General features: G+C 72.3%; 20 protein-coding genes and 1 pseudogene. 14 read left to right on the top strand and 7 right to left on the bottom strand.

Going from position 1 to position 20,779, the window contains the following annotated elements; genetic code table 11:
* Positions 1–13 precede the first annotated feature (13 nt).
* The 13 genes from ACWCQK_RS38950 (at position 14) to ACWCQK_RS38890 (ending at position 13,191) form a co-directional block, all read left to right on the top strand.
* Positions 14–1,279, top strand: a complete 1,266-nt coding sequence (locus tag ACWCQK_RS38950; RefSeq protein ID WP_451163503.1) for an acyl-CoA dehydrogenase family protein — start codon at positions 14–16, stop codon at positions 1,277–1,279.
* 41 nt (positions 1,280–1,320) lie between these two features.
* The gene (locus tag ACWCQK_RS38945) at positions 1,321–2,355 is read left to right on the top strand and encodes a phosphotransferase (protein WP_451163502.1); all 1,035 of its coding nucleotides are present in this window, start codon (positions 1,321–1,323) and stop codon (positions 2,353–2,355) included.
* Positions 2,345–3,391 (top strand): hypothetical protein, encoded by a 1,047-nt coding sequence (locus ACWCQK_RS38940; protein ID WP_451163500.1) that lies wholly within the window; start codon positions 2,345–2,347, stop codon positions 3,389–3,391. Before ACWCQK_RS38945 ends, ACWCQK_RS38940 begins: the two co-directional genes overlap by 11 nt.
* Positions 3,392–3,512: 121 nt before the next feature.
* Positions 3,513–3,791, top strand: a complete 279-nt coding sequence (locus tag ACWCQK_RS38935; RefSeq protein WP_451163498.1) for a hypothetical protein — start codon at positions 3,513–3,515, stop codon at positions 3,789–3,791.
* Positions 3,792–3,816: 25 nt separating this feature from the next.
* Positions 3,817–5,460: a carbamoyltransferase N-terminal domain-containing protein gene (locus ACWCQK_RS38930; protein WP_451163496.1), complete on the top strand. Its 1,644-nt coding sequence runs from the start codon at positions 3,817–3,819 to the stop codon at positions 5,458–5,460.
* A 23-nt stretch (positions 5,461–5,483) separates the two neighbouring features.
* Positions 5,484–6,545, top strand: coding sequence for a pyruvate kinase (locus tag ACWCQK_RS38925; RefSeq protein ID WP_451163494.1), 1,062 nt, complete (start codon positions 5,484–5,486; stop codon positions 6,543–6,545).
* A 79-nt stretch (positions 6,546–6,624) separates the two neighbouring features.
* The gene (locus ACWCQK_RS38920; RefSeq protein ID WP_451163492.1) at positions 6,625–7,677 is read left to right on the top strand and encodes a pyruvate kinase; all 1,053 of its coding nucleotides are present in this window, start codon (positions 6,625–6,627) and stop codon (positions 7,675–7,677) included.
* A gap of 2 nt (positions 7,678–7,679) precedes the next feature.
* On the top strand, positions 7,680–8,198 hold the full coding sequence (locus ACWCQK_RS38915; protein WP_451163490.1) for an NUDIX domain-containing protein: 519 nt from the start codon (positions 7,680–7,682) through the stop codon (positions 8,196–8,198).
* Between the two features lie 150 nt (positions 8,199–8,348).
* Positions 8,349–9,089 (top strand): hypothetical protein, encoded by a 741-nt coding sequence (locus ACWCQK_RS38910; RefSeq protein ID WP_451163488.1) that lies wholly within the window; start codon positions 8,349–8,351, stop codon positions 9,087–9,089.
* Entirely contained in the window at positions 9,086–10,432 is a 1,347-nt protein-coding gene (locus ACWCQK_RS38905; protein ID WP_451163486.1) for a flavin-containing monooxygenase, read from the top strand. Before ACWCQK_RS38910 ends, ACWCQK_RS38905 begins: the two co-directional genes overlap by 4 nt.
* A 14-nt stretch (positions 10,433–10,446) precedes the next feature.
* The gene (locus tag ACWCQK_RS38900; protein ID WP_451163484.1) at positions 10,447–11,154 is read left to right on the top strand and encodes a hypothetical protein; all 708 of its coding nucleotides are present in this window, start codon (positions 10,447–10,449) and stop codon (positions 11,152–11,154) included.
* Positions 11,151–11,972: an aldo/keto reductase gene (locus tag ACWCQK_RS38895; protein WP_451163482.1), complete on the top strand. Its 822-nt coding sequence runs from the start codon at positions 11,151–11,153 to the stop codon at positions 11,970–11,972. The genes ACWCQK_RS38900 and ACWCQK_RS38895 overlap by 4 nt, the downstream gene beginning before the upstream one ends.
* 760 nt (positions 11,973–12,732) lie before the next feature.
* Positions 12,733–13,191 (top strand): Imm21 family immunity protein, encoded by a 459-nt coding sequence (locus tag ACWCQK_RS38890; RefSeq protein ID WP_451163480.1) that lies wholly within the window; start codon positions 12,733–12,735, stop codon positions 13,189–13,191.
* 33 nt (positions 13,192–13,224) lie between these two features.
* Here the strand turns inward: ACWCQK_RS38890 and ACWCQK_RS38885 are convergent.
* The 7 genes and pseudogenes from ACWCQK_RS38885 to ACWCQK_RS38855 all read right to left on the bottom strand — a co-directional run bounded on the left by ACWCQK_RS38885 (position 13,225) and on the right by ACWCQK_RS38855 (position 19,755).
* A pseudogene (locus ACWCQK_RS38885) lies at positions 13,225–14,327 on the bottom strand (IS110 family transposase).
* 201 nt (positions 14,328–14,528) lie between these two features.
* Positions 14,529–15,239 carry a LuxR C-terminal-related transcriptional regulator gene (locus ACWCQK_RS38880; RefSeq protein ID WP_451163478.1) on the bottom strand — a complete coding sequence of 237 codons (711 nt, stop codon included), beginning with the start codon at positions 15,237–15,239 and terminating at the stop codon, positions 14,529–14,531.
* Between the two features lie 4 nt (positions 15,240–15,243).
* Complete coding sequence (locus tag ACWCQK_RS38875; protein WP_451163476.1) at positions 15,244–15,459, bottom strand: hypothetical protein; 216 nt, start codon at positions 15,457–15,459, stop codon at positions 15,244–15,246.
* A 145-nt stretch (positions 15,460–15,604) separates the two neighbouring features.
* On the bottom strand, positions 15,605–15,820 hold the full coding sequence (locus ACWCQK_RS38870; RefSeq protein ID WP_451163474.1) for a hypothetical protein: 216 nt from the start codon (positions 15,818–15,820) through the stop codon (positions 15,605–15,607).
* A 313-nt stretch (positions 15,821–16,133) separates the two neighbouring features.
* Positions 16,134–17,483 carry a lysine N(6)-hydroxylase/L-ornithine N(5)-oxygenase family protein gene (locus ACWCQK_RS38865; RefSeq protein ID WP_451163472.1) on the bottom strand — a complete coding sequence of 450 codons (1,350 nt, stop codon included), beginning with the start codon at positions 17,481–17,483 and terminating at the stop codon, positions 16,134–16,136.
* Between the two features lie 64 nt (positions 17,484–17,547).
* Positions 17,548–18,366, bottom strand: a complete 819-nt coding sequence (ddaH, locus tag ACWCQK_RS38860; RefSeq protein WP_451163519.1) for a dimethylargininase — start codon at positions 18,364–18,366, stop codon at positions 17,548–17,550.
* 153 nt (positions 18,367–18,519) lie between these two features.
* A complete protein-coding gene (locus ACWCQK_RS38855; RefSeq protein WP_451163470.1) occupies positions 18,520–19,755 on the bottom strand; it encodes an arginine deiminase in 1,236 nt (411 codons plus the stop codon).
* Positions 19,756–19,979: 224 nt separating this feature from the next.
* Here ACWCQK_RS38855 and ACWCQK_RS38850 point away from each other — a divergent pair, with 224 nt between their 5' ends.
* Positions 19,980–20,630, top strand: coding sequence for an FMN-binding negative transcriptional regulator (locus tag ACWCQK_RS38850; protein WP_451163468.1), 651 nt, complete (start codon positions 19,980–19,982; stop codon positions 20,628–20,630).
* The last annotated feature ends 149 nt before the right edge of the window (positions 20,631–20,779 follow it).

Below are 20,779 nucleotides of genomic sequence, written 5' to 3'. Positions count from 1 at the left end.
TGCGAGGACCGACATGAGCGCACCCGCGCCCGCCCGGACCGGCCCGGCCCCCACACTCGCCCCCACATCTGCCCCTGCCTCCGCGCCCGATCCGTCGGGCGGGTCCGCCGCGTCCGGGCAGGGCGGCGGCCGGCTCGGCCTGGAGGAGATCCTGCGCCGGGTACGGGCGCTGGCGCCGCGGATCTCCGCCCGCGCACGCGAGATCGAGGACGCCCGCCGCCTGCCCCGCGACCTGGTGGAGGAACTGCGCCGGTGCGGCGTCTTCCGCGCGACGATGCCCGCCGAGTGGGGCGGTCCCGAGCTGACGTCGATGCAGCAGATCACGCTCATCGAGGAGATCTCGGCCGCCGACGCCGCCACCGGATGGTGCGTCATGATCGGCATGGACTCGGGCATCTACGCCGGGCACCTGGCCCCCGACGCCGCCGCCGAGCTCTACCCCCGCCTCGACCTCGTCACCGCCGGCTGGGTCGCCCCGGCCGGACAGGCCCACGAGACGCCGGGCGGCTACCTCGTCGACGGGCACTGGCGCTTCGGCAGCGGCTGCACCCACGCCGACGTCATCGCCGGCGGCTGCACCGTCCACCGCGACGGCCGCCCGCTCCTGGACGACGCCGGCCGCCCGGTCACCCGGATCGTGCTGGCCCCCGCCGCCTCCTACACGATCGAGGACACCTGGCACACCACCGGCCTGGCCGGCACCGGCAGCTGCGACTACACCGCCCGCCGGCTGTTCGTGCCGGCCGAGCACACCCTCGTCCTGGGCGACGCGCACCGCGACGCCCCCATGTACCGGCGCTCGGACACCCTCGTGCGCAAGATGCCCGGCGTGCCGCTGGGGCTGGCCCGGGCCGCGATCGACCACGTCCACCACCTCGCCGGCTCGCGCACCGAGGCGGCCGGGGTGCCCTGGCGCACCTCACGCCACGTCCAGGCGGTGCTGGCCGAGTGCGAGATGCAGCTCAGCGCGGCCCGCACGGCCGTCTACGCGAGCGTCGAGGCGCTCTGGGACTGTCTCGCGGCGGGCGACCAGCCCACCCGCAGGCAGCGCGCCGACGCCGCCCTGGCCCGCTACCACGCCTTCCACAGCGCCCGCACCATCGCCGCCGCGCTCTACGACCTCGTGGGCGCCGACGCCACGCTCCGTTCGAGAACGCCCCTGGACCGGGCGGTCCGCGACAGCATCACCGCCTGCCAGCACGTGGTGGGCCAGCGCCGGATCCTCGAATGGAGCGGCCAGCTCCTCCTCGGAGACGAACCCGCGGCGGCGTTCGTCTGACCGAGCCGACCGCCCGCGCCCGACCAGACGTAAGGACAGCCGTGTCCCAGGACCGCAGACTGGCACCGATCGCGCACGCCCTGAACCCGGGCGCGGCGCCCCTGACCGAGCCCTTCCCCGAAACCCCCACCGCGTGGGCCCAGGCCTACGCCCTGAGCTGGCCCGGCCACCCGGAGCAGTACGTGGTCCGCCTGATCGACGCCGGCGCCTACGAACGCGAGGCCGTCGCCGTCGAGTTCGCCGCCGCCCGGCTGCTGGGCGAGCAGGGCATCGCGCCGGCCGTCCGGCACGCCGACCCCGAGGGCGGCGTACTCGTCATGGACCGCGTCCAGGGCCATCCGGTGCGCCCGGCCGGCCCCGCCCAGGCCCTGTCGGTGGCCGGCCTGCTGGCCCGCCTGCACACCCTGCCCTGGGACAGCCCCGTCAGGCTCTACGCCCGAAAACGCCGGGAGGCCGGCGAGAGCGTGGCCCGCCTGACCGAGCTCCGTCCCGAACTCGCCCTGTTCGGCGAGGCGTTGCGCGCCTTCGACCGTCTGCGGGCCGCCCTGGCGACCCTCCACACCGAACACACCCTCTGCCACAACGACCTCAACCCCGGCAACATGCTCTTCGACGGCGACCGCGCCTGGCTGATCGACTTCGACCACGTCGGCCCCGGCGACCCCCTCTTCGACGTCGCCACCGCCGCCGACGCGCTCGGCCTGAGCCCGGCCGGCACCGACGCCTTCCTGGCCCGCTACTTCGGCCGCCCGCCCACCGACGACGAGAGCGCCCGCCTGGAACTGCTGGGCTGCCTGGCCCTGCTGCGCTACGCGGTCAGCGCGCTGTCCCTGGTCCCCGAGACCCTGCACCCCGCCCTCGCCGCCTGGACACCCCAGGACGTCGGCCAGGCCTGGGTGTTCCAGCCGGATCGCGAACAGGCACCCGGACACGCCGTCTTCCGCCTCGCCCTCGGCTTCGCCACCGCCGGCCTCGCCCGGCTCAGCCGCACCCCGGCCACCCGCGCCCTGCGCACCCTCCACCTCACCCCCGCCCGCCCCACCCCCGCACCGGTAGGGGCAGGCCATGCACAGTGACGAGGCGAACGCGACAACGCAGACCCTGCACGGCGGCGAGGCGAACGCGACAACGCAGACCCTGCACGGCGGCGAGGCGAACGCGCCAACGCAGACCCTGCACGGCGGCGAGGCGAACGCGACAACGCAGACCCTGCACGGCGGCGAGGCGAACGCGACAACGCAGACCCTGCACGGCGGCGAGGCGGACGCGACAACGCAGGCCCCGCGCGGCGGTGAGGCGAAAGTGACGGCGCAGCACATCGCCCCTCTGATCAGGCCCTCCGACGTGCTGCTCGCCGTCGGCCCCGCCGTCGACGGACGCGACCCCCACGCCCCGCCCCAGCTGCTGCTCATCGGCCCCGGCCGGCCGCCGCGCGGTATCACCGCCACCGTCGGCGCCATGCGCTGGGGCACCTACCGCGTCGGCGGCAACGCCCCGGTCCGCCTGGGCTTTTGGACCAGCCAGGAACTGACCGCGATCGCCGAGACGGTCTCCCACCTCGCCCTGGCGCTACGGCTGCCCGCCGTCCACGCCCACCTGCCCCGCCTCGACATCGGCACCCGCAAACTCCTGCACGACCTGCGCGGCGCGGACGTCCTGGCCGGTGCCTCCGAGGCACAGCTGTGGCGTGAACGCCTGGACCTGGACCACCTGCACCACCACCTCGCCGCCATCCACCTGCGCCGCTACACCGCCCGCCGCCGCCACACCGACAGCCTGCTGGAGCGCGGCGACAGCGAGGACGCCGCGTGGATGCTCGGCGCCTGCGCCCGCGAACTGCTGGCCGCGCTGCTCGCCACGGCCGGCGAGACCAACCCGCGCGGCCACTGGCACCCGCGGCTGCTGCGCCTGCACCAGGAACACATCGGCGCACCCGACAGCACCCGCGCCCTGGCCCTGCTGCGCGCACCGTGCGCGGCCGCCGGCCGCGACAGCCTGCACGCCGCCCTGCGCGACGCCGACCGCCTGCACGCCGCGATCCTGCGGCGCTGCCCCGCCCTGGAGCGCACCGCGCGGGCGGCCCCCTCCGGCCGCTGCGACACCGTCGCCTGACCCCCGCCCCACACCTCCCCGCAAAAGGAAGAGGGGGGCACCACCGCCCCGCCCCCCGCCCGCCTGCCCGAAGGGGGGCGGGACCGCGCGCCGCCCCGGCATTCGACGACAAGGAGACGCCATGCCCGCCATCGAGTTCATCGGCTACAGCCGCGAAGAGGCCGTGCAGCGGATGGAGCGCTACATCCCGCTCTTCGCCCACCTCGACTGGGCCGACGACTTCATCTTCCAGATCGAGGCGGACAACAAGGTCATCGGCCTCAACCGGATCGAGCAGCCGCTGGTACGGGTGCGCTCCCGCTTCCCCGAACGCATCGAGATCACCCGGGACATCCTGCGCGACCACGAGGACGTCGAGAGCTTCGTGATCGACTTCCGCGCCCGCCGCCCCCAGGACTGACCCCCCGAGCCCAGGAGAACCCCCGATGCTGATCTGCGGTGTCAAGACCACCCACGACGGCGGCGTCGCCCTCATCGAGGACGGCCGCCTCGTCTTCTCCACCGAGATGGAGAAACTCGGCAACAACCAGCGCTACGCCAAGATCAAGGACTTCGCCACCGTCTTCGAGCTGCTCGCCGAACACGGCTATCGGCCCGAAGACATCGACCACTTCGTCCTGGACGGCTGGTACAAGACCCACAAGATCCAGTCGTGGCACGGCCAGGAGTTCGAGACCGTCCTGGCCCCCTACCGGCGCGGCCTGCTCGACGACGACCTGCTGCGCGCCTACCCCCACACCCTGCAGGACCTGCCCTACCTGAGCTTCACCCACTACGCCGGCCACGTCGCCTCCGGCTACTGCGCCAGCCCCTTCGCCCGCGCCGGAGCCGGCTCCTACGTCCTGAGCTGGGACGGCTGGATGTTCCCCTTCCTCTACTACGTCGACGGCGCCACCCGCGCCGTCACCAGCTGCGGACCGCTCATGCCGGTCATCGGCGACTCCTACCTGCAGCTGGGCCAGCTCTTCGCGCCGTTCGACGAGCCGATCGAGTACCCGCACATCCTGGGCCTGGCCGGCAAGATCATGGCCTACATCGCGCTGGGCGAGGCCCGCCAGGACGCCGTCGAGCACATCGATGCCACCATCGACACCGCGTTCGCCGAGGTCCTGGCCGGCCGGGAGGCCGACGACCGCTTCTACCAGGTCGGCAACGGCATCGAGATCCTCAAGAAGATCAAGAAGAACGTGGCGCTGGACGGCGTCAAGCCCGCCGACATGCTCGCCTCCCTGCACCGCGCCCTCAGCGACCGGCTCGTTCAGGGCGTGCGGGACAAGACCGCGCAGGCCGGCTTCCCCGACCGCAACCTGGTCGTCGTCGGCGGCTGCGGACTGAACATCAAATGGAACAGCGCCCTGCGCGACAGCGCCGTCTTCGACAGCGTGTGGGTGCCGCCCTTCCCCAACGACTCCGGCAGCTCCATCGGCACCGCCTGCGCCGCGATGTTCACCCAGGGCGGCCCGGCCGCACTGGAGTGGGACGTGTACGCGGGCCCGGCCCTGAAGGAGTCCGCCCCGCTGCCCGGCTGGCACGAAGAGGCCTGCGACCTGCGCGAGCTGGCCCGGCTGCTGCACGACACGGGCGAACCGGTCGTCTTCCTCAACGGGCGCGCCGAGATCGGCCCGCGGGCGCTGGGCAACCGCAGCATCCTCGCCCCGGCGGGCCAGGCGAAGACGAAGGACCTCCTCAACGAGGCCAAGGACCGCGAGTTCTACCGGCCCGTCGCCCCGATCTGCCTGGAGGAGCACGCCCCCGGCGTGTTCTCGCCCGGCACCCCCGACCCGTACATGCTCTTCGACCACCAGGTGCGCGAGGAATGGACGGACCGCATCCCGGCGGTGTGCCACCTCGACGGCACCGCCCGCCTGCAGACCGTCAACCGCGCCCAGAACGAGGCCGTCTTCGACCTGCTGACGCACTATCACGAGCTGAGCGGCATCCCGCTGCTGTGCAACACCAGCGCCAACTTCAAGGGCTCGGGCTTCTTCCCCGACGTCCGCTCGGCGATGCAATGGGGCCGCGTCCGCCTCATCTGGTCCCAGGGAACACTCTTCACACGCGCCCACTGACGGCCCGGCAAGGGACACCACACATGACAAGCCTGATCGCCACCATCGGCCCGGCCCTGCTCGAGACGCAGACCCTGCGCGAGGCCATCGACCGCGGCGTGTCCGCCCTGCGGTTCTCCGCCTCGAAGTTCTCCGCCGGCGAACTCGCCGCCCAGGCAGCGCACACCGCCCGCATCGCCGCCGGACTGGGACGGCCCGTCGACCTGCTGCTGGACCTGCCGGGCGCCAAGACCCGGCTGACCAACGAGGACTTCTTCCCGCTCGCCGGGATCGAGCGCCTGCACGTCCTGTTCACCCCCGCCCCCGCCGTACGGGACGGCGCCCACGCCCGGATCGGCACCACCGGCATGGCCATCGCCCCCTACATCGAGGCCGGCGACGTCCTCGTCCTGGGCGACGGCGAGAACGCGCTGCGCGTGGAGTCGTGCACCGCCGACGGCTGCGTGACCCGCCCGCTCACCCACGGCGACGTCGGACGCCACAAGGGCATCAGCCTGCACGGCAAACCCCAGGCCTACCAGGCGCTCGGCGACGCGGAGACCCTCGCCCTGAAGTCCCTCTCGGACAGCGTGTTCTCCGGCGTCGTCATCTCCTTCGTCGAGGACACCGACACCCTCGAACAGGCCCGGCAGCTGATCGCGGCCGGCGGCCGGGACAGCCGCCCGGCCCCCGTGCTCCTGGCGAAGATCGAGACCCGGGCCGGCGCCGAACGCGCCGCCGAACTCGCCCGCGCCGCCGACGGCGTGCTGCTGGGCCGCGGCGACCTCCTCCTGGACGCCGGCGAACTCGACTTCTACGACCTCGGCAAGAACGTCATGAAACACACCCAGAAAGCCGGCCGCCCCCTCATCGTCGGCACCCAGCTCCTGCCGAGCCTGTCCGAGGGCTGGCTGCCCAACCGCTCCGAACTGGCCTACCTCTCGCACCTGATCGAGAAGGAGGTCGACGGCCTGATGCTGGCGACCGAGACCACGGTGGGCAGCGCACCCCTGCGCACCGTCGACCTGGCGAGCGCCCTGATCCGACGCTACGGAACCGGCTCCGCACCCGCCCCCCTGTTCCCCAGCCGCATCCCCGCCGCGTGACCGCAGCCCCCGCCCGGCCCCCTTCTCCCGCACGGGGGGCGGGCGTCCGCCCCCCGTGCTCCGCCCGCAGAGAGGCCCCATGTCCGCCATCGTCGTCACCCTCGGCCCCGCCACCCAGCCCCCCGACGTCCTCGAGCAGGTCGTCAAGGCGGGCGCGGACGCCTTCCGCTTCCCGGCGTCGAAGGCACCGCTCGCCGACCTCGCCGGCCTCGCCGCCCACGTGTCCGCGACCGCCGCGGGCCTGGGCCGCACCCCGCAGCTGCTGCTGGACCTGCCCGGCGCCAAGACCCGCCTGACCAACGACGACCAGTTCTCCCTCGGCGGCGTCGCCCAGATCCAGCTGCACTTCACCCCCGTCGCCTCCGACGTCCACCGCGAGGTGCCCGTCCTGGGACTGACCGGCACGGACCTCTCCGGCCGCATCGACCCCGGCGACACCCTCCTCATCGGCGACGGCGAGGACGCCCTGCGCGTGGACCACGTCGAAGCCGGCTACTGCCTGGCCACCCCCCTGACCGCCGGATACCTCGGCAAACGCCGGGGCGTGGCCCTGCCCGGCAAGAACGTGCCCTCCTGCGCCCTGACCGACACCGACCGCGCCGCCCTGCGCACCCTGCCCGGATCCGTCTTCGACGCCGTGATCATCTCCTTCGTCGAGTCGGCCGGCAGCGTCCGCGAGGCCCGCGCCCTCATGGCCGAGAACACGACCGGCACCGCCTTGCCGGTGATCGCCAAGGTGGAGACCCGGGCCGGCGCCGACGCCATCGACGAGATCGCCGCCTGCGCCGACGCGGTCCTGCTGGGCCGCGGCGACCTGCTCCTGGACTGCGGAGCACTGGACTTCTTCGACCTGTGCGAGCGCGTGCGCACCTCCACCGCCGCCGCCGGATGCCCCCTCATCGTCGGCACCCAGCTGCTGACCAGCCTGTCCGCCGGCTGGCTGCCGCACCGCTCCGAACTCGCCTACGTCAGCCACCTGCTGAGGGACGGCACCGCCGGCATCATGCTCGCCGACGAGACCGCCGCCGGCACCGCCCCCGTCCGCACCGTCGAACTCCTGCGTGAACTGCGCGAGCGCTACACCCACCGCGCCGACGCCGCCCCCCTGCTGCCCGCCCGCGGCGGTGCGTGAGCATGGCCGAGCACATCCGCCTGCCGCGGGCCCTGCCGGACCTGGCGGCCGCCGCCGGCGCCGCCCGCCGCGACCCCTACGGCGCCCGCGCCCTGCTCACCCGCGGCGCGCAGGGCACCGCCGCACCCGACGGCGACGTCATCGTCGCCGGCTGGGTCTTCTCACCCGACTTCACCGCGACGCTCCTGGTCTCCCACCCCCGCTTCGGCTGGCTCAGCCCCGGCGGACGCCTGGAGGCCGGCGAGTCCCCCCTGGACGGCGCCCGCCGCGAAGTCGCCGAGGAGACCGGCACCCACCCCGAGCCGCTGCTGCCCGACCCGGTCACCCTGCTCGGCAGCCGCCACCCCACCGAACGGATCTACGGACTGGCCTACGCCTTCACCGCCGACCCCGCCGCCCCCCTCACCCCCGAAAGCGGCCAGCCCGCCGCCTGGTTCCCGATCGCCGACATCCCGCCCTGCCCGATGTTCCCCCTCGACCACGAGGTCCTCGCGGCCACCGCCCGCGACCTCACCCCCTGACCAGCCCACCCCCGCCACCCCGCCGCCCCCGCCGATCCGCCACCCCGCCGATCCGCCGACCCCGCCGATCCGCCGACCCCGCCGATCCGCCGACCCCGCCGATCCGCCGACCCCGCCGGCCCGCGGGCCCGATCCCCGCAGGAGAGCCCCATGGACAGACCGCCCGTGCCCGGCGTGCTCATCGAGGGCCACGAGTACAGCGGGAAGAGCACCCTGGCCCGCCACGTCACGCACGCCCTGCGCCGGCGCGGAGCGAGCGTGCGCGCCGGGCACGCCACCCTGACCCCCGACCCCCTCGTACGCCTGCTCCTCGACGACGCGCTGGCGGTCTTCGCCACCGCCCCCCACCACGGCTTTCGCCACCCGCCAACCTGGCGCCGCTTCAACAGCCGCCGCTCGGCCCAACTCGTCCTGGACACCGACCTGTTCCACCGGCAGCCGCCCGACCCCCGCACCCTCCTCGTCCAGGACCGCTACTGGCTCGCCCAGCACGCCTTCAACACCTACTTCACCCCCGGCCAGGACTACCTCAGCCAGGCATGGACCGCCTCCCGCGCCGCCACGTTCACCGTGCAGGTCTACCTGACCTGCGACGCCGCCACCCGCCGGCGGCGGGCCGCCGCCCGCGACGGCGACGGCGCCAAACACCCCCTGGGCGCGTTCCTGCGCCGCCACCTCGACGACGTCGCCGCACTGGAGACCTTCACCACCGCACTCGTAAAGGACCGCCCCGACTGGCTGGTACTGCACTCCGACCGCTTCTCCCCGCAGGAGATGACCGACGCGGTCCTCGCCCGCCTCGACGCCGCCACCGCCCTCCGGCCCGCCCGCCCCACCGCCGGCGCCGGAGCCGGAGCGGGGGCGGGGGCGGATCGGCGGTCGGCCACGTGACAGCCCCGCCGAGCGGAGCGGTGCGCGCCGAGGACCGCACCGACCGCTGGTGCATCATCGGAGCCGGCCCGGCAGGCCTGGCCACCGCCAAGAACTTCCGCGACGCCGGCCTGCCCTTCGAGATCGTCGAACGCCACGACAGCCTCGGCGGGATCTGGCGCTACGGCCGGCCCGGCAGCGCCGTCTACCGCTCCACCTGCATGATCTCCTCCAAACGGCTCAGCGCCTTCCGCGGCTTCCCCATGCCGGCAAGCGCCCAGGACTTCCTCGGACACCGCGAGGCACTCGCCTACCTCACCGACTACGCCCACGCCCACCACCTGCCCGCACACATCCGCTACGCCCACGCCGTCAACCGCGTGCGGCCCGCGGGCACAGCCTGGTCGGTGACGTTCGAGGACGGCACCACCAGCCTGTACCGGGGCGTCGTCGTCGCCTGCGGACACCACTGGGACCCCCGGCCCGCCCGCTTCCCCGGCCGCTTCGACGGCCGCGTCCTGCACTCCAGCGAATACCGCACCCCCGCACCGCTCACCGGCAAACGCGTCCTGATCGTGGGAACCGGCAACTCCGGCACCGACATCGCGGTGGAGTCCTCCCGGGTCGCCGCCCGCACCCTGCACTCGGTCCGCGGCGGCTGCCACTACCTGCCCAAGTACTTCCTGGGCCGGCCCATGGACGAGGTCATGGAATGGTTCGTACGCCTGCGCGCCCCGCGCTTCATGCACCGCTGGATCCGCCGCACCGCGATCTGGTGCGTCTTCGGCGACCCCGCCCGCTTCGGACTGCCCCGCCCCACCCGGCGCATCATGGACGGCCGGCTCATCCTCAACTCCGAACTCGTCCACCACGTCGCCCACGGAAACGTCGTCTCCAAACCCGACGTGGCCGAACTGCGCGGCGACCGGGTCCGCTTCACCGACGGCACCGAGGAAGAGATCGACGTCATCGTCCACGCCACCGGCTACCACGCCTCCCTCCCCTTCCTGGCCCCCGGCGACCTCCCGCAGCACCCCGCCGGCCGCTACCCCGCCCTGCCGCTGCACCTCTTCCACCCCGCCCACGACGGCCTCTTCGTCGTCGGCATGATCCAGCCCGACAGCGGCGCCTGGTGGCTCTTCGACGACCAGGCCGCCACCGTCACCGCCTACATCCGCGCCGCCGGCACCACCCAAGCCGCCGCAAAGCGGGCCCGCGCCCTCGTCGGCGGCCACGCCGCCCGCCGCTACCAGCCGCCCGGCACACCCGGCCCGCACGCGTCACTGCGCGTCGAACACGACCGCTACACCAGGATCCTGCGCCGGCTGCGCCGCGACCTGACCGCAGCCGCCGACCGAGCGTGAGGAACACCGACACCATGGACAGTGCGCACCACGCCCGCCTGCGGGGCGTCCTGCTCGAAGGGCTCAACTTCGCCGGCAAGACCACCACCGCCACCCGCCTTGCCGCCCTGCTGCGCGAACGCGGCCACCAGGCCCACCAACGCCACTGCCACATATGCGACACCGACGCCACCCGGTCCCTGCAGACCCGGGCCAAGGCATCCGTCGGCGCACACACCGGCCGCCCCTTCCCCGACCCCGGCCTGCTGCGCCCCTTCAACGCCCTGAAGTCCGCCCAGATGCTCCTCGACAGCGAACTCGCCACCGACTGCGCCTACACCGCAGCCCAAGGGCCCGTCCTCGTCCAGGACCGGCACTGGTTCACGCAGTACTGCAACAACGCCTTCTTCACCCCCGGCGAGGGATACCTCAGCGACGCCTGGGCCCGCACCTGCGCCCCGCGCTTCACCGTCCAGGCCTACCTGACCTGCTCCCCGGCCGAACGCGCCCGCCGGGCCGGCCGCCGCGACGGCGACGCCCACGGCCTGAACGCCTACCTGCGCGCCCACCCCGACGGCCTCGCCGCCCTCGACCGGTTCTGCGTCGACCAGATCACCGACGACCCGTCCTGGACCGTCCTGTCCACCGACACCCGCTCCCCGGACGACATCGCCGCCCACCTCCTCACCCTCTTCGACACCGCCGACACCGCCGCCCGGCCCACCGCCGCCGCCCCCGCATGAACACCCGCCCCCACCCCCGGCCGGAACGCCGCGAGCCGGGCGCGCCGCAGCCCGGCGGCACACTCACCCTGGCCGGCACCACCGTCTCCCGGCTCGGCCTGGGCACGATGCGCCTGACCGGCCCCGGCAACTGGGGCCCGCCCCCCGACCCCGCCGCCGCCGTCCGGCTGCTGCGCACGGCCGTCACCGAACACAACATCACCCACCTCGACACCGCCGACGCCTACGGCCCGCACACCGCCGAGGAACTCATCCGCCGGGCCCTGCACCCCTACCCCGACCACCTGCTGGTGGCCACCAAGGTCGGCCTCGTACGCCCCGGCCCCGGCGCGTACGAGCCGCTGGGCCGCCCCGCCTACCTGCGCCACGCCGTCGAGGCGTCCCTGCGCCGGCTGGACTGCGAACGCCTGACCCTGTGCTACCTGCACCGCGTGGACACCTCGGTACCCCTGGACGAACAGCTCGGCACCCTCACCGACCTGCACCGCGAAGGCAAGATCGGCGGCATCGGACTGTCCCGCGTCAGCGTCGAGGACATCGACCGCGCCCGCGCCGCCGCCCCCATCGCCGCCGTCCAGAACCCGATGAACCCCGCCCACGCCCACGACCCCGCCCTCGAGCACTGCCGCAGGACCGGCATCCCCTACGTCGCCTACCGCCCCCTGGGCAAGGGCACCCTGGTCGCCGGCGGCCTGCCCCGCCTCATCGGCCGGCTGCTCGATCTCGGCCCGCACGTCGCCCTCGTCCCCGGCACCACCCGCACCGACCACCTGCGCGAACTCGTCCACGCAGCCCACACCGCCACCGCCACCGGCTGACCGGTGCCCGGGTGCGGATGCCCTGTGCGGGGCAGCACCGACCACGTCACGGGTCCGGCCGGGAGAGCCACATCGGACCGTACGAGGACCAGGGGTGTCCACCGGGCCGGCGGCCTCCCACCGGCTCTCCTCGTCCAGGAAGCCGTACGCCCCGCTCGGGGCGCCCAGCACCACGATGCCGTCGCGGACCTGCCACTCGCTCATACCGTCGCACTCGTGGCTGACCAGGAACAGGCCCCTGACCCGGTCGTTGTCGTCGTCGGACGCCGGGATCCGCGCCACACGGCGCAGCTGCCCCAGGAACCGGTCGACGCACTGCGCGCGCATCTGGGCCCCGAAGAACGCCCAGTGGGCGAAGTTGTACTGCCTCGGCGGAAAAGCCCAGCCGCCGCTGTACGTCCGGTCGGGATCGTCCGATCCGGCGATCTCCCTGATCTGGACGAGCTGCCGGTCGTCACACTCCAGCCAGCCCCTGATACAGACGAAAGCGCCCACGACGACTGCCCCCGTGATCCAGGCACCACATCGCCGGGCGCCCACTGTGACGTCGCCGCACGATAGGCACGGCCGGACCGGTCGGGCAAAGCACTTTACGGACCTCCGCCCAGCGGTCGGATCCGTGCCGAAGCCGGCCACGCTCTTCCCGTACGCGGCCGGGCACTTCGACGCCTACGCGCCCCCCGGGGGAGGGCGCGGCGGCTTGTGTGCCATCGTCCTGAGGGTTGTCGGGCATGGATGCTGAGATCTGGGGTGGCCGTACGTGGACTGGCTCGATGGGACGGACTTCGGTTACTACGCGCTATGTCCGGCGCCGTATCTGAAGGCTTGGAACGGCACCGAGGCAGACACGATGTCCACCGCGCATGTCGGGAAAATCGAGCTGCCGGATCATGGGGAAGTGCTCACGCTGGGAGGGCAGGGACTTCCGGTGGCCTATCTGGATGGGACGATGACCTTTGTCCGGTGGGTCTCCTGTGATGACGATGCCGGACTGGAAGACGCGGTGGAACAGGCCATGAGCTCGGATGGGTGGCAAGACGTCTTCGAGATCGCATTGGGCGGCCACTACGTTCTTCTGGATTCCGCAGCGCGTGGTGCCGAAGTCGGTGAGGACGATGCGATCCAGGTGGATGTTCCCCATGGGCGCTACCGAGTGCAGTCACTGCTGATCTATCCCTCTACGGGAGAGTTCTTTCTGGAGAGACTCATTGCGACCTGAACCCATTGCGTCCGATGCAGGCGATGGGCAGCATCATGCTGCGGTGGTGAGTCGCTCGGCGGTGTTGCATGTGGCGTTTGTCGCGGTCAGGACGTGGTAGATCTCGCGGACGACGAACCGCTTGAGGCAGCGGATGCTCTCTTTCTTCGACAAGCCGTCTTTGGTCCGTCGTTCCATGTAGGCGCGGGTGCGCTGGTCCCAGCGAAGGCGGCAGAGAACGATCCGGTAGAGGGCCGCGTTCGCGGCCCGGTCACCGCCCCGGTTGAGGCGCTGTCGGTGGGTGCGCCCGGATGACGCGGGCAGCGGTGCGACGCCGCAGAGCATCGCGAACGCTGCCTCCGACCGGAGGCGGTCGGGGTTGTCGCCCGCGGTGACCAGCAGCGGCCAGCGACGTCCGGGCCGACGCCGTTCAGCTCGGTCAGGGCCGGGTTGATCGCCTGGGTGAGCGGGGCTATCAGCTCGTCCAGTTCGTCGATCTCCTGGCCAAGGGCGCGGTGACGGCGGGCGAGGGAACGAAGCGCAATCTTCGTCGCGGTAACAGGATCGCCGGCCTGGTCGAGGCTGGGGCGGAAGCCCGCGCAGATGGCGAGGAGATCTTTGTCCTTCAGATGCCGCAGCATGGTGCGGATGCCTTCCGGCGCGGTGATGATCAGGTTCTTGATCTGCCGGGCGGCGTCGGCTCGCTGCTGAACCGCGCTGCGACGGGCGACCCGCAAGGCCCGCAGGGCCTCGACCCCGCCGTCACGGAACTTCGGTGTGCCGGTACGTCGTTCGGTCAGCACGGCCCGGGCCGCGGCCTCGGCGTCAACTGGGTCGGACTTGCCCTGCCAGCGGCGGGTCTTGCGGTCCGGACGGTCCATCTCGACCACCGCGACGTCGTGTTCGCGCAGGTAACGGGCCAGCCCGGCGCCGTAGGCGCCGGTGCCCTCGACCCCGACCATGACCAGGGCGCCGAAGGAACGCAGCCAGGCCAGGAGCATGCGGTAGCCGAGTGCACAGGTGGGGAACTGAGCCGAACCCAGGACCCGGCCGGCGGAGTCGATCGCGGCTGCGGTGTGGGTGTCCTTATGAGTGTCGACGCCGCCGGTGACCTCGGCCCGGTGCTGTGCCATGGTGGGTTGTGCCGTCCTGTCCATTCGACAGGGCGGGATGGCGCCCGGAGGGCGGACAAGACAGTGATGGGGCCTCTGGCCAGGCTCTTATGAAGTCACGTCCCTCGGTCCGGCGGATGCACGTGAGCGTCCCTCGGCCGGGGCCGACAGATCCCGTTGAGGACCCTGAGTCAGTCAGGCGGTGGGTCAGACCCCGCCGAGGAACGCTCATGAACATCCTCACTGTCAGGCGGCGGTCGGTACGGGACGCCTCGCCATGTGCGGTGCCAGGGGTCCGCCGGCGTCGGGGGTGCCCGGGCGGGCGGAGAGGTAGCGCAGTACGGCGAGCACCCGGCGGTTGTCGCCGGCGCTGCCCGGGATGCCGAGCTTGTCGAAGACCGCCGCGACCCGCTTTTCCACCGTCCCCTGGGAGACGACCAGCCGGTTGGCGATCGCGCTGTTGGTGCGGCCCTGCGCCATGAGCGCCAGCACCTGCGACTCCCGTTCGCTCAACGCCCCCAGTCCGGGTGCGGCGGCGGGGGCCGGGCCGCCGCCCGCGCGGGGGTCGAGGACCGTGCCGCCGGCCGCGAGGCGGGCGAGGGTGTCGGCCAGGTGCGCGGGGTCGGTCATCCGGTCCTGCAGCAGATAGGCCAGGCCCGCCGTGTCGCCGGCGAACAGGCGGGCGAGGTGGCCCGGTTCGGGGCGCTCCGAGAACAGCAGCACGCCGGTGCCGGGGTGGCGGCGGCGCACCTGCAGACACGCCTGCACGCCCTCCTCGTTCCAGGTCGGCGCGAGCCGCGCGTTGGCGATGACCACGTCCGGGCGGTGTTCGGCGACCAGCGCGGGCAGCACCCGCGCGTCCTGCACGGGTGCGGCGAGCCGGTGGCCCTGCACGCTGAGGACATGGGCCAGGCCCGCCCGCAGCACCGCGGAGCCTTCGGCGATGACCAGACGCATGACGCTACTTCCCCGGCCAGAGCGGGGACAGGCCCGCCTCGCCCGGCAGGCCCGGCAGGGTGGACAGGCTCGGCAGGCTGGACAGGCACAGCCGTTCCTCCAAGGCCCGTACCAGCAGCTCCCGCAACGCCGCCGGGCTGCCCGCGCGCCGCGCGGGCGGCGTCTCCTTCTCACGGGCCTGGGCCGGCCCGGGGGAGTGCTCCTGCATGCCTCCGGTCATCTGCGTCGCCTCCACAGGGATGTCCGCCAGGTCCGCGGGCCCGATCGGGGGCCGCGCGTCCTGCTGTGGACACGACGCTAGAGATTGCTCTTATCGATGGGCTATCGCCGCACCAGCCGCGCCGCGCGCCGCGCGCGCGACCGTCTCAGTCGACGCCTTCGAGCAGCCGCTGCAAAGCGCCCACCCGGCGTCCCAGCTCGGCCAGTTCACCGCGCAGCTCGTCCTGCCGCGCGGCGGCGCGGTCCGCGGCGCGCCGCTCGCGCTGCCAGGCCGACGAGGCCCAGACCATTCCCGTGGCGAGCAGTGCCGCCGTGCTCAGCATCACCGACCCGGCGACCGCCGCGCCTGCCATGGAATCCATTGTGCCGCCTCCTTCTGGGCCCTAGTGACCCCTTCTTGTGAAATCCGCGGGGCATCAACGACGTTACGGGGGCCGGTCCGCGCCTGCCATGGAGGAAATCCTCCGTGTTCGCCCGCCGGCACCCGGCCCGCTCTTCGCGCCCCTTTTCCTGATCCCGGGTGTCCGTTGCCGGCCGCTGTTTTACGGCGTGTTGTGCGCGGGCATGCCGCGTGGCCCCGGGGAGGTGGGTCCCGGGGCCGTGGGCGCGCCGCGCGCGCAGTGCGGCGGAAAGAGGAAAGGGGAAAGGGGAGCGGTGGGGTGGGGGAGTGTCGGGTCAGCGTGCCTTGTCCGCGGTCTGCAGCACCCCGGCCGTGGCCGCGGCCAGTTCACGCTCGGTGCGTTCCTTGACGACGGCGTCGGCTATCTCGCCGCTGCGCACGGCGATGTTCGACAGCAGCGACGACGTCAGGCCGTGGGTGTGCTCGGTGCCGCCCTGGAGGTAGATCCCGCAGGTCAGTTCCGGCGTGGTCACCAGCCGGTAGCCGCGGGTGACCCGGTGGCGGCCGTCCTCGTCGCGCAGGCAGTGCCGGTCGAGGTCGCCGAGCAGGGGGGTGGGGTCCATGGTGGCGTAGCCGGTGGCGAAGACGATCGCGTCGACGTCCAGTTCCCGCTGGCGGCCGTCGAGGCGCTGCAGCAGTACGCGTGCCGTGTGCGGGTCGCGCACCACGGACTTCACCTTCGTCTGGTTGTGGAAGTGCAGCCGCTTGGTGCCGCTGACGTCCTCGTCGTAGGCGATCTGGTAGAGCGCGCGGATGTCGGCGTCGTCGACCACCCCGTAGTTGGTGTTGCGGTGGTAGCGCCAGAACGCCTCACGGGTGGCGGTGTTGCCGTGGTAGTAGTCGTCGACCGCCTCGGCGTCGAAGATCTGGTTGGCGAAGGGGGTGTCGTCGGCGATGGAGTAGCCGTAGGACGGGAACACGGCGTGGACCTGGGCGTGCGGCAGTTGCGCGTGGAGGAACTTGGTGATCTCCGCCGCGCTCTGCCCGGCGCCCACCACCGCCACGCTGCGCAGCCGGGCGGGGTCGGCCTCGCGGTACTTCGAGAGGAACTGCGAGCTGTGCCAGACCCGTTCGTCGCGCTCCACGCCCTCGGGCATCCGCGGCTGCAGGCCGGTGGAGATGACCACGTTGTGGGCGTTGACCTGGCGCACGCTGCCATCGCCGGTGTCGCGGATCTCGACCTGGACACATCCCGGCGCGGCTCCCGAGCCGGGCTCGGGCCGGCGGATCGCGGTGACGGCGGAGCTGTAGGTGACCACGTTGGTCATGTTCGACTCCGCCCATTCCAGGTACTGGTGGAATTCCTGGCGGGTCGGGAAGAAGTCCTTGCGGTTGACGAACTGGGCGAGCCGGCCGTGCGCGTGCAGGAACGAGATGAAACTGAACCGCGACACCGGATTGCGGAAGGTGACCAGATCCTTCAGGAAGGATATCTGCATCGTCGCCGACGGCAGCAGCATGTTGCGGTGCCAGCCGAACTGCGGCTGCTTCTCGAAGAAGGCGGAGGTCACCGGGTTGGTCAGGACGTTGGCGTGATGCTCCTCCAAGGAGATGGCGAGCGACAGATTGGACGGCCCGAATCCGATGCCAACCACATCGTAGGTGTCAATTTCGCGAGCACTCATGGATATTCTCCCGCTGGCGTTGCTGTGAGGTGGACAGGACGGGGCGCCCTCGTCATGGGTGGGGTCAGGCCTTCGCCTGGTGGCGGATCTCCAACGTGCAGCACTTGACGCTGCCGCCCGCCTTGAGCAGTTCGGACAGGTCCACGCCGATGGGCCGGTAGCCGCGCCGGCGCAGCTGTTCGGCCAGCGCGGTCGCGGTGTCGGGCAGGAACACGTGCAGGCCGTCGGAGACCGCGTTCAGCCCGAACACCTCCGCGTCCGCGCGCCCGACCACGATGGCGTCCGGGTACAGCGCGCGCAGGGCGGCCCGGCTCTGCGGGGAGAAGGCCTGCGGGTAGTACATGACGTCGGTGTCGCCGAGCACGGCGAGCGCCGTGTCCAGGTGGTAGAACCGCGGGTCGGTCAGGGTCAGGGTGACGACCGGCAGGCCCAGGGTCTCGCGCAGTTCGGCGTGGGCGCGAGGGTCGGTGCGAAATCCGGTGCCCGCCAGGATCGTGTCGCCGGCCACCATGTAGTCGCCCTCGGCCTCGTTGACGTAGGTGGCGCAGTGCACCTCACGGTAGCCGCGGGAGGTGAACCAGTCGCGGTAGGCGGGTGCCTCCCGGGCCCGCTCGGGGTGGCGGAAGCGGGCGACGAGGACCCGGTCGTCCACCACGGTCGCCCCGTTGGCGGAGAAGACCATGTCCGGCAGGCCCTCGACGGGCTCGATCAGGTCGACGGTGTGCCCGTGCTCCAGGTAGAGCCGTCTCAGTGCCTCCCACTGCTCGATCGCCAGGTCGGTGTCGACCGGCTTTCCGGGATCCATCCAGGGGTTGATCGCATAGGTGACGTCGAAGTGGGTGGGGCGGCACATCAGGTAGTGACGGCGGGTGGCCTGACGCACGGCCTGGGGCTGGGACAACGGTGCACTTCCTCTCAGTGGGTGGGGCGGCGGCGGTGCCGGCCGCCCGGGCGAAAGCCCGGCGGCGCAGACAGCGAAGATGCCGGGGAGCGAGGGTGCCGGGGGTGAAGGTGCGGGGGAGTGCGGGGGCGGGGCTCAGGCCGCGCCGCGTTCGATGGGGCAGCTCATGCAGCGCGGGCCGCCGCGGCCCCGGCCCAACTGGTCGCCCCTGATCCGCAGGACCTCGATGCCGTGCTCCTCGAGCATCCGGTTGCTGTGCTCGTTGACCTCGTAGGCGACGACGCTGCCCGGGGCGACGGCCAGCAGGTTGCAGCCGTCGTTCCACTGCTCGCGCTCGGCGCCGAAGGAGTCCTGCGTGCTCTGCAGCACGCGCACCCGGTCCAGGCCGAGCGCGGTGGCGATCTCGGCGAACAGGTCCTTGTTCTCACGGACGCGGGGCAGCGGGCCGGGCCCCGCGGTCAGCGTCCAGGACCGCAGCCTGGCACGGTCCAGCCCGTTGAAGAGAGTGAAAGCGTCCTTGTCCACCATCGTCATCACCGTGTCCAGGTGCATGCACGCACGGGACTTGGGCAGTTCCACCGCGATCACCCGCCGGGCCGAGCCCGCCTCGAACAGCCGGCGGGCGAGGATCTCCACCCCGGCGGGCGTGGTGCGCTCGCCCAGGCCGACCAGCACGGTGTGGTTGCCGATCACCTCGACGTCGCCGCCCTCGACCGCGGCCGGCGCCATCGCCTCGCCGTCGATCCAGCGCCGCACGCCGTCCTCGGCGAACATCGGGTGGAAGTCGTAGATCGCCTCGTAGTTGACCGTCTCGGGCCGGCGCCCCGCCTTGCGCATCGGGTTGACGCTGACCCCGTCGTAGACCCAGCAGCTGGTGTCGCGGGTGAACAGCGAGTTGGGCAGCGGCGGCAGCACGAAGTCGTCGTCGCCCAGCAGTTCCATGCCCAGCGAACGCACCGCGCCGCGCCGCTCGCCCAGCGCCTCCAGCAGCTCGCGCCTGCTCAGCCCGCCCAGCAGATGCGTGGCCAGGTCGCCGGGCCCCATCGCGGTCAGCACCTGGCGCGCCGCACCGGCCAGCGAGGCCCCCAGGTGCGGCTGGCGCTCGTCCAGGACACGGTCCAGGACGAACGCCACCGCCTCCTCGGACTTCACCGTCTCGGCGAGCAGGTCGTGCAGGAGATGCACCGTCACACCCCGCTCACGCAGCAGCTGCTGGAAAGCCTGGTGCTCCTCGCGCGCCCGGGAGACCCAGACGACGTCGTCGAAGAGCAGCGCGTCCTTGTTGGCCGGGGTCAGCCGCTCGAAATCCAGACCGGGCTCGTGCAAAATGACTTGCTTCAGCGCACCGACCTCGGAATGTACGTGGAACATTGCTCTCGCCTCACTTCGACGCTGGGCAGTTGCTGCACACCCTCGAAGTTATTCGGGCGGGTTTCCCTTTCGTTATCGAACTCTTTTCGGACGCCGGCCGCGCACACACCGCCACGGTCCGCCCCGCGAAGCCCGATCGATAACGGCTCGAAAAGAAGGATGGCTAGTTTTCCCGGCAGTGAAACAAGCCACAGTCCACGCCGAACCCGAAAGGGCGGTGCCCGATGTTCGTTCCCCTGCCATACCGGGAACCGGACGGTTCCTGGATGGCCGACCTGATCCGCGGCAACCCGCTGGCGCTCCTGGTGAGCAACGGCACCGACGCCGACGGCCCGTTCGCCACCCACCTGCCCGTGATCCCGGACCCCGACGGGGCCGACTGGAACGCCGACCTGTCCGGCGCCGTCCTGCTCGGCCACATGAACCGCGCCAACCCGCACTGGGCCGCCCTGGAGGCCGGCGCCACCGCGGTCCTGGCCTTCACCGGCCCCCACGCCTATGTGTCACCGACCGTCTACGAGGTGACCCCGGCAGCTCCCACCTGGAACTTCACCTCCGTGCACGTACGCGGCAACATCGAACGGATCGACGCCGACGCCTCCGCCGAACAGGCCCTGCAGGTGGTGCAGGCCACCGTGCGCGCCTTCGAGGACCGCTTCGGCACCGGCTGGGACATGTCCGACTCCCTCGACTACTTCCGCGGGATCCTGCCGGCCGTCGGCGCGTTCCGCTTCACCGTCTCGGGCGCCGACGCCATGTTCAAACTCAGCCAGGAGCAGGCCTCCCACGTCCGCGACCGCGTACAGCGCTCTTTCGGCCTGCGCACCTGCAGCCGCCACCGCGCCACCGCCGCGCTGATGCAGAAACTGCCCTGACCCGCCCGCCCGGCGGCGCACGGGAATACGTGAGACGCGCTCTGTAAAAGGCGTCCGCAGCATTCCTTTCCGCTATGGTCCGCGCACCATCGGCTGTCTTCTCGCACGGCCTGCCGGCGGGATGTCCTTCCCGCCGGGAAGGACATCCC

It is taken from the genome of Streptomyces sp. NPDC002306 (genome assembly GCF_053593435.1).
The sequence above is the reverse complement of the archived record's forward strand: the minus strand, read 5'-3'. Positions and strand labels throughout refer to the sequence as shown.

What these genes read in the sequence shown, in the direction of transcription:
- ACWCQK_RS38870 (WP_451163474.1), bottom strand. Translation starts at nt 15,820, where the DNA reads ATGGATTCCATGGCAGGCGCGGCGGTCGCCGGGTCGGTGATGCTGAGC.
- ACWCQK_RS38920 (WP_451163492.1), top strand. Translation starts at nt 6,625, where the DNA reads ATGTCCGCCATCGTCGTCACCCTCGGCCCCGCCACCCAGCCCCCCGAC.
- ACWCQK_RS38940 (WP_451163500.1), top strand. Translation starts at nt 2,345, where the DNA reads ATGCACAGTGACGAGGCGAACGCGACAACGCAGACCCTGCACGGCGGC.
- ACWCQK_RS38895 (WP_451163482.1), top strand. Translation starts at nt 11,151, where the DNA reads ATGAACACCCGCCCCCACCCCCGGCCGGAACGCCGCGAGCCGGGCGCG.
- ACWCQK_RS38865 (WP_451163472.1), bottom strand. Translation starts at nt 17,483, where the DNA reads ATGAGTGCTCGCGAAATTGACACCTACGATGTGGTTGGCATCGGATTC.
- ACWCQK_RS38855 (WP_451163470.1), bottom strand. Translation starts at nt 19,755, where the DNA reads ATGTTCCACGTACATTCCGAGGTCGGTGCGCTGAAGCAAGTCATTTTG.
- ACWCQK_RS38880 (WP_451163478.1), bottom strand. Translation starts at nt 15,239, where the DNA reads ATGCGTCTGGTCATCGCCGAAGGCTCCGCGGTGCTGCGGGCGGGCCTG.
- ACWCQK_RS38850 (WP_451163468.1), top strand. Translation starts at nt 19,980, where the DNA reads ATGTTCGTTCCCCTGCCATACCGGGAACCGGACGGTTCCTGGATGGCC.
- ACWCQK_RS38935 (WP_451163498.1), top strand. Translation starts at nt 3,513, where the DNA reads ATGCCCGCCATCGAGTTCATCGGCTACAGCCGCGAAGAGGCCGTGCAG.
- ACWCQK_RS38930 (WP_451163496.1), top strand. Translation starts at nt 3,817, where the DNA reads ATGCTGATCTGCGGTGTCAAGACCACCCACGACGGCGGCGTCGCCCTC.
- ACWCQK_RS38925 (WP_451163494.1), top strand. Translation starts at nt 5,484, where the DNA reads ATGACAAGCCTGATCGCCACCATCGGCCCGGCCCTGCTCGAGACGCAG.
- ACWCQK_RS38950 (WP_451163503.1), top strand. Translation starts at nt 14, where the DNA reads ATGAGCGCACCCGCGCCCGCCCGGACCGGCCCGGCCCCCACACTCGCC.
- ACWCQK_RS38915 (WP_451163490.1), top strand. Translation starts at nt 7,680, where the DNA reads ATGGCCGAGCACATCCGCCTGCCGCGGGCCCTGCCGGACCTGGCGGCC.
- ACWCQK_RS38875 (WP_451163476.1), bottom strand. Translation starts at nt 15,459, where the DNA reads ATGACCGGAGGCATGCAGGAGCACTCCCCCGGGCCGGCCCAGGCCCGT.
- ACWCQK_RS38900 (WP_451163484.1), top strand. Translation starts at nt 10,447, where the DNA reads ATGGACAGTGCGCACCACGCCCGCCTGCGGGGCGTCCTGCTCGAAGGG.
- ACWCQK_RS38910 (WP_451163488.1), top strand. Translation starts at nt 8,349, where the DNA reads ATGGACAGACCGCCCGTGCCCGGCGTGCTCATCGAGGGCCACGAGTAC.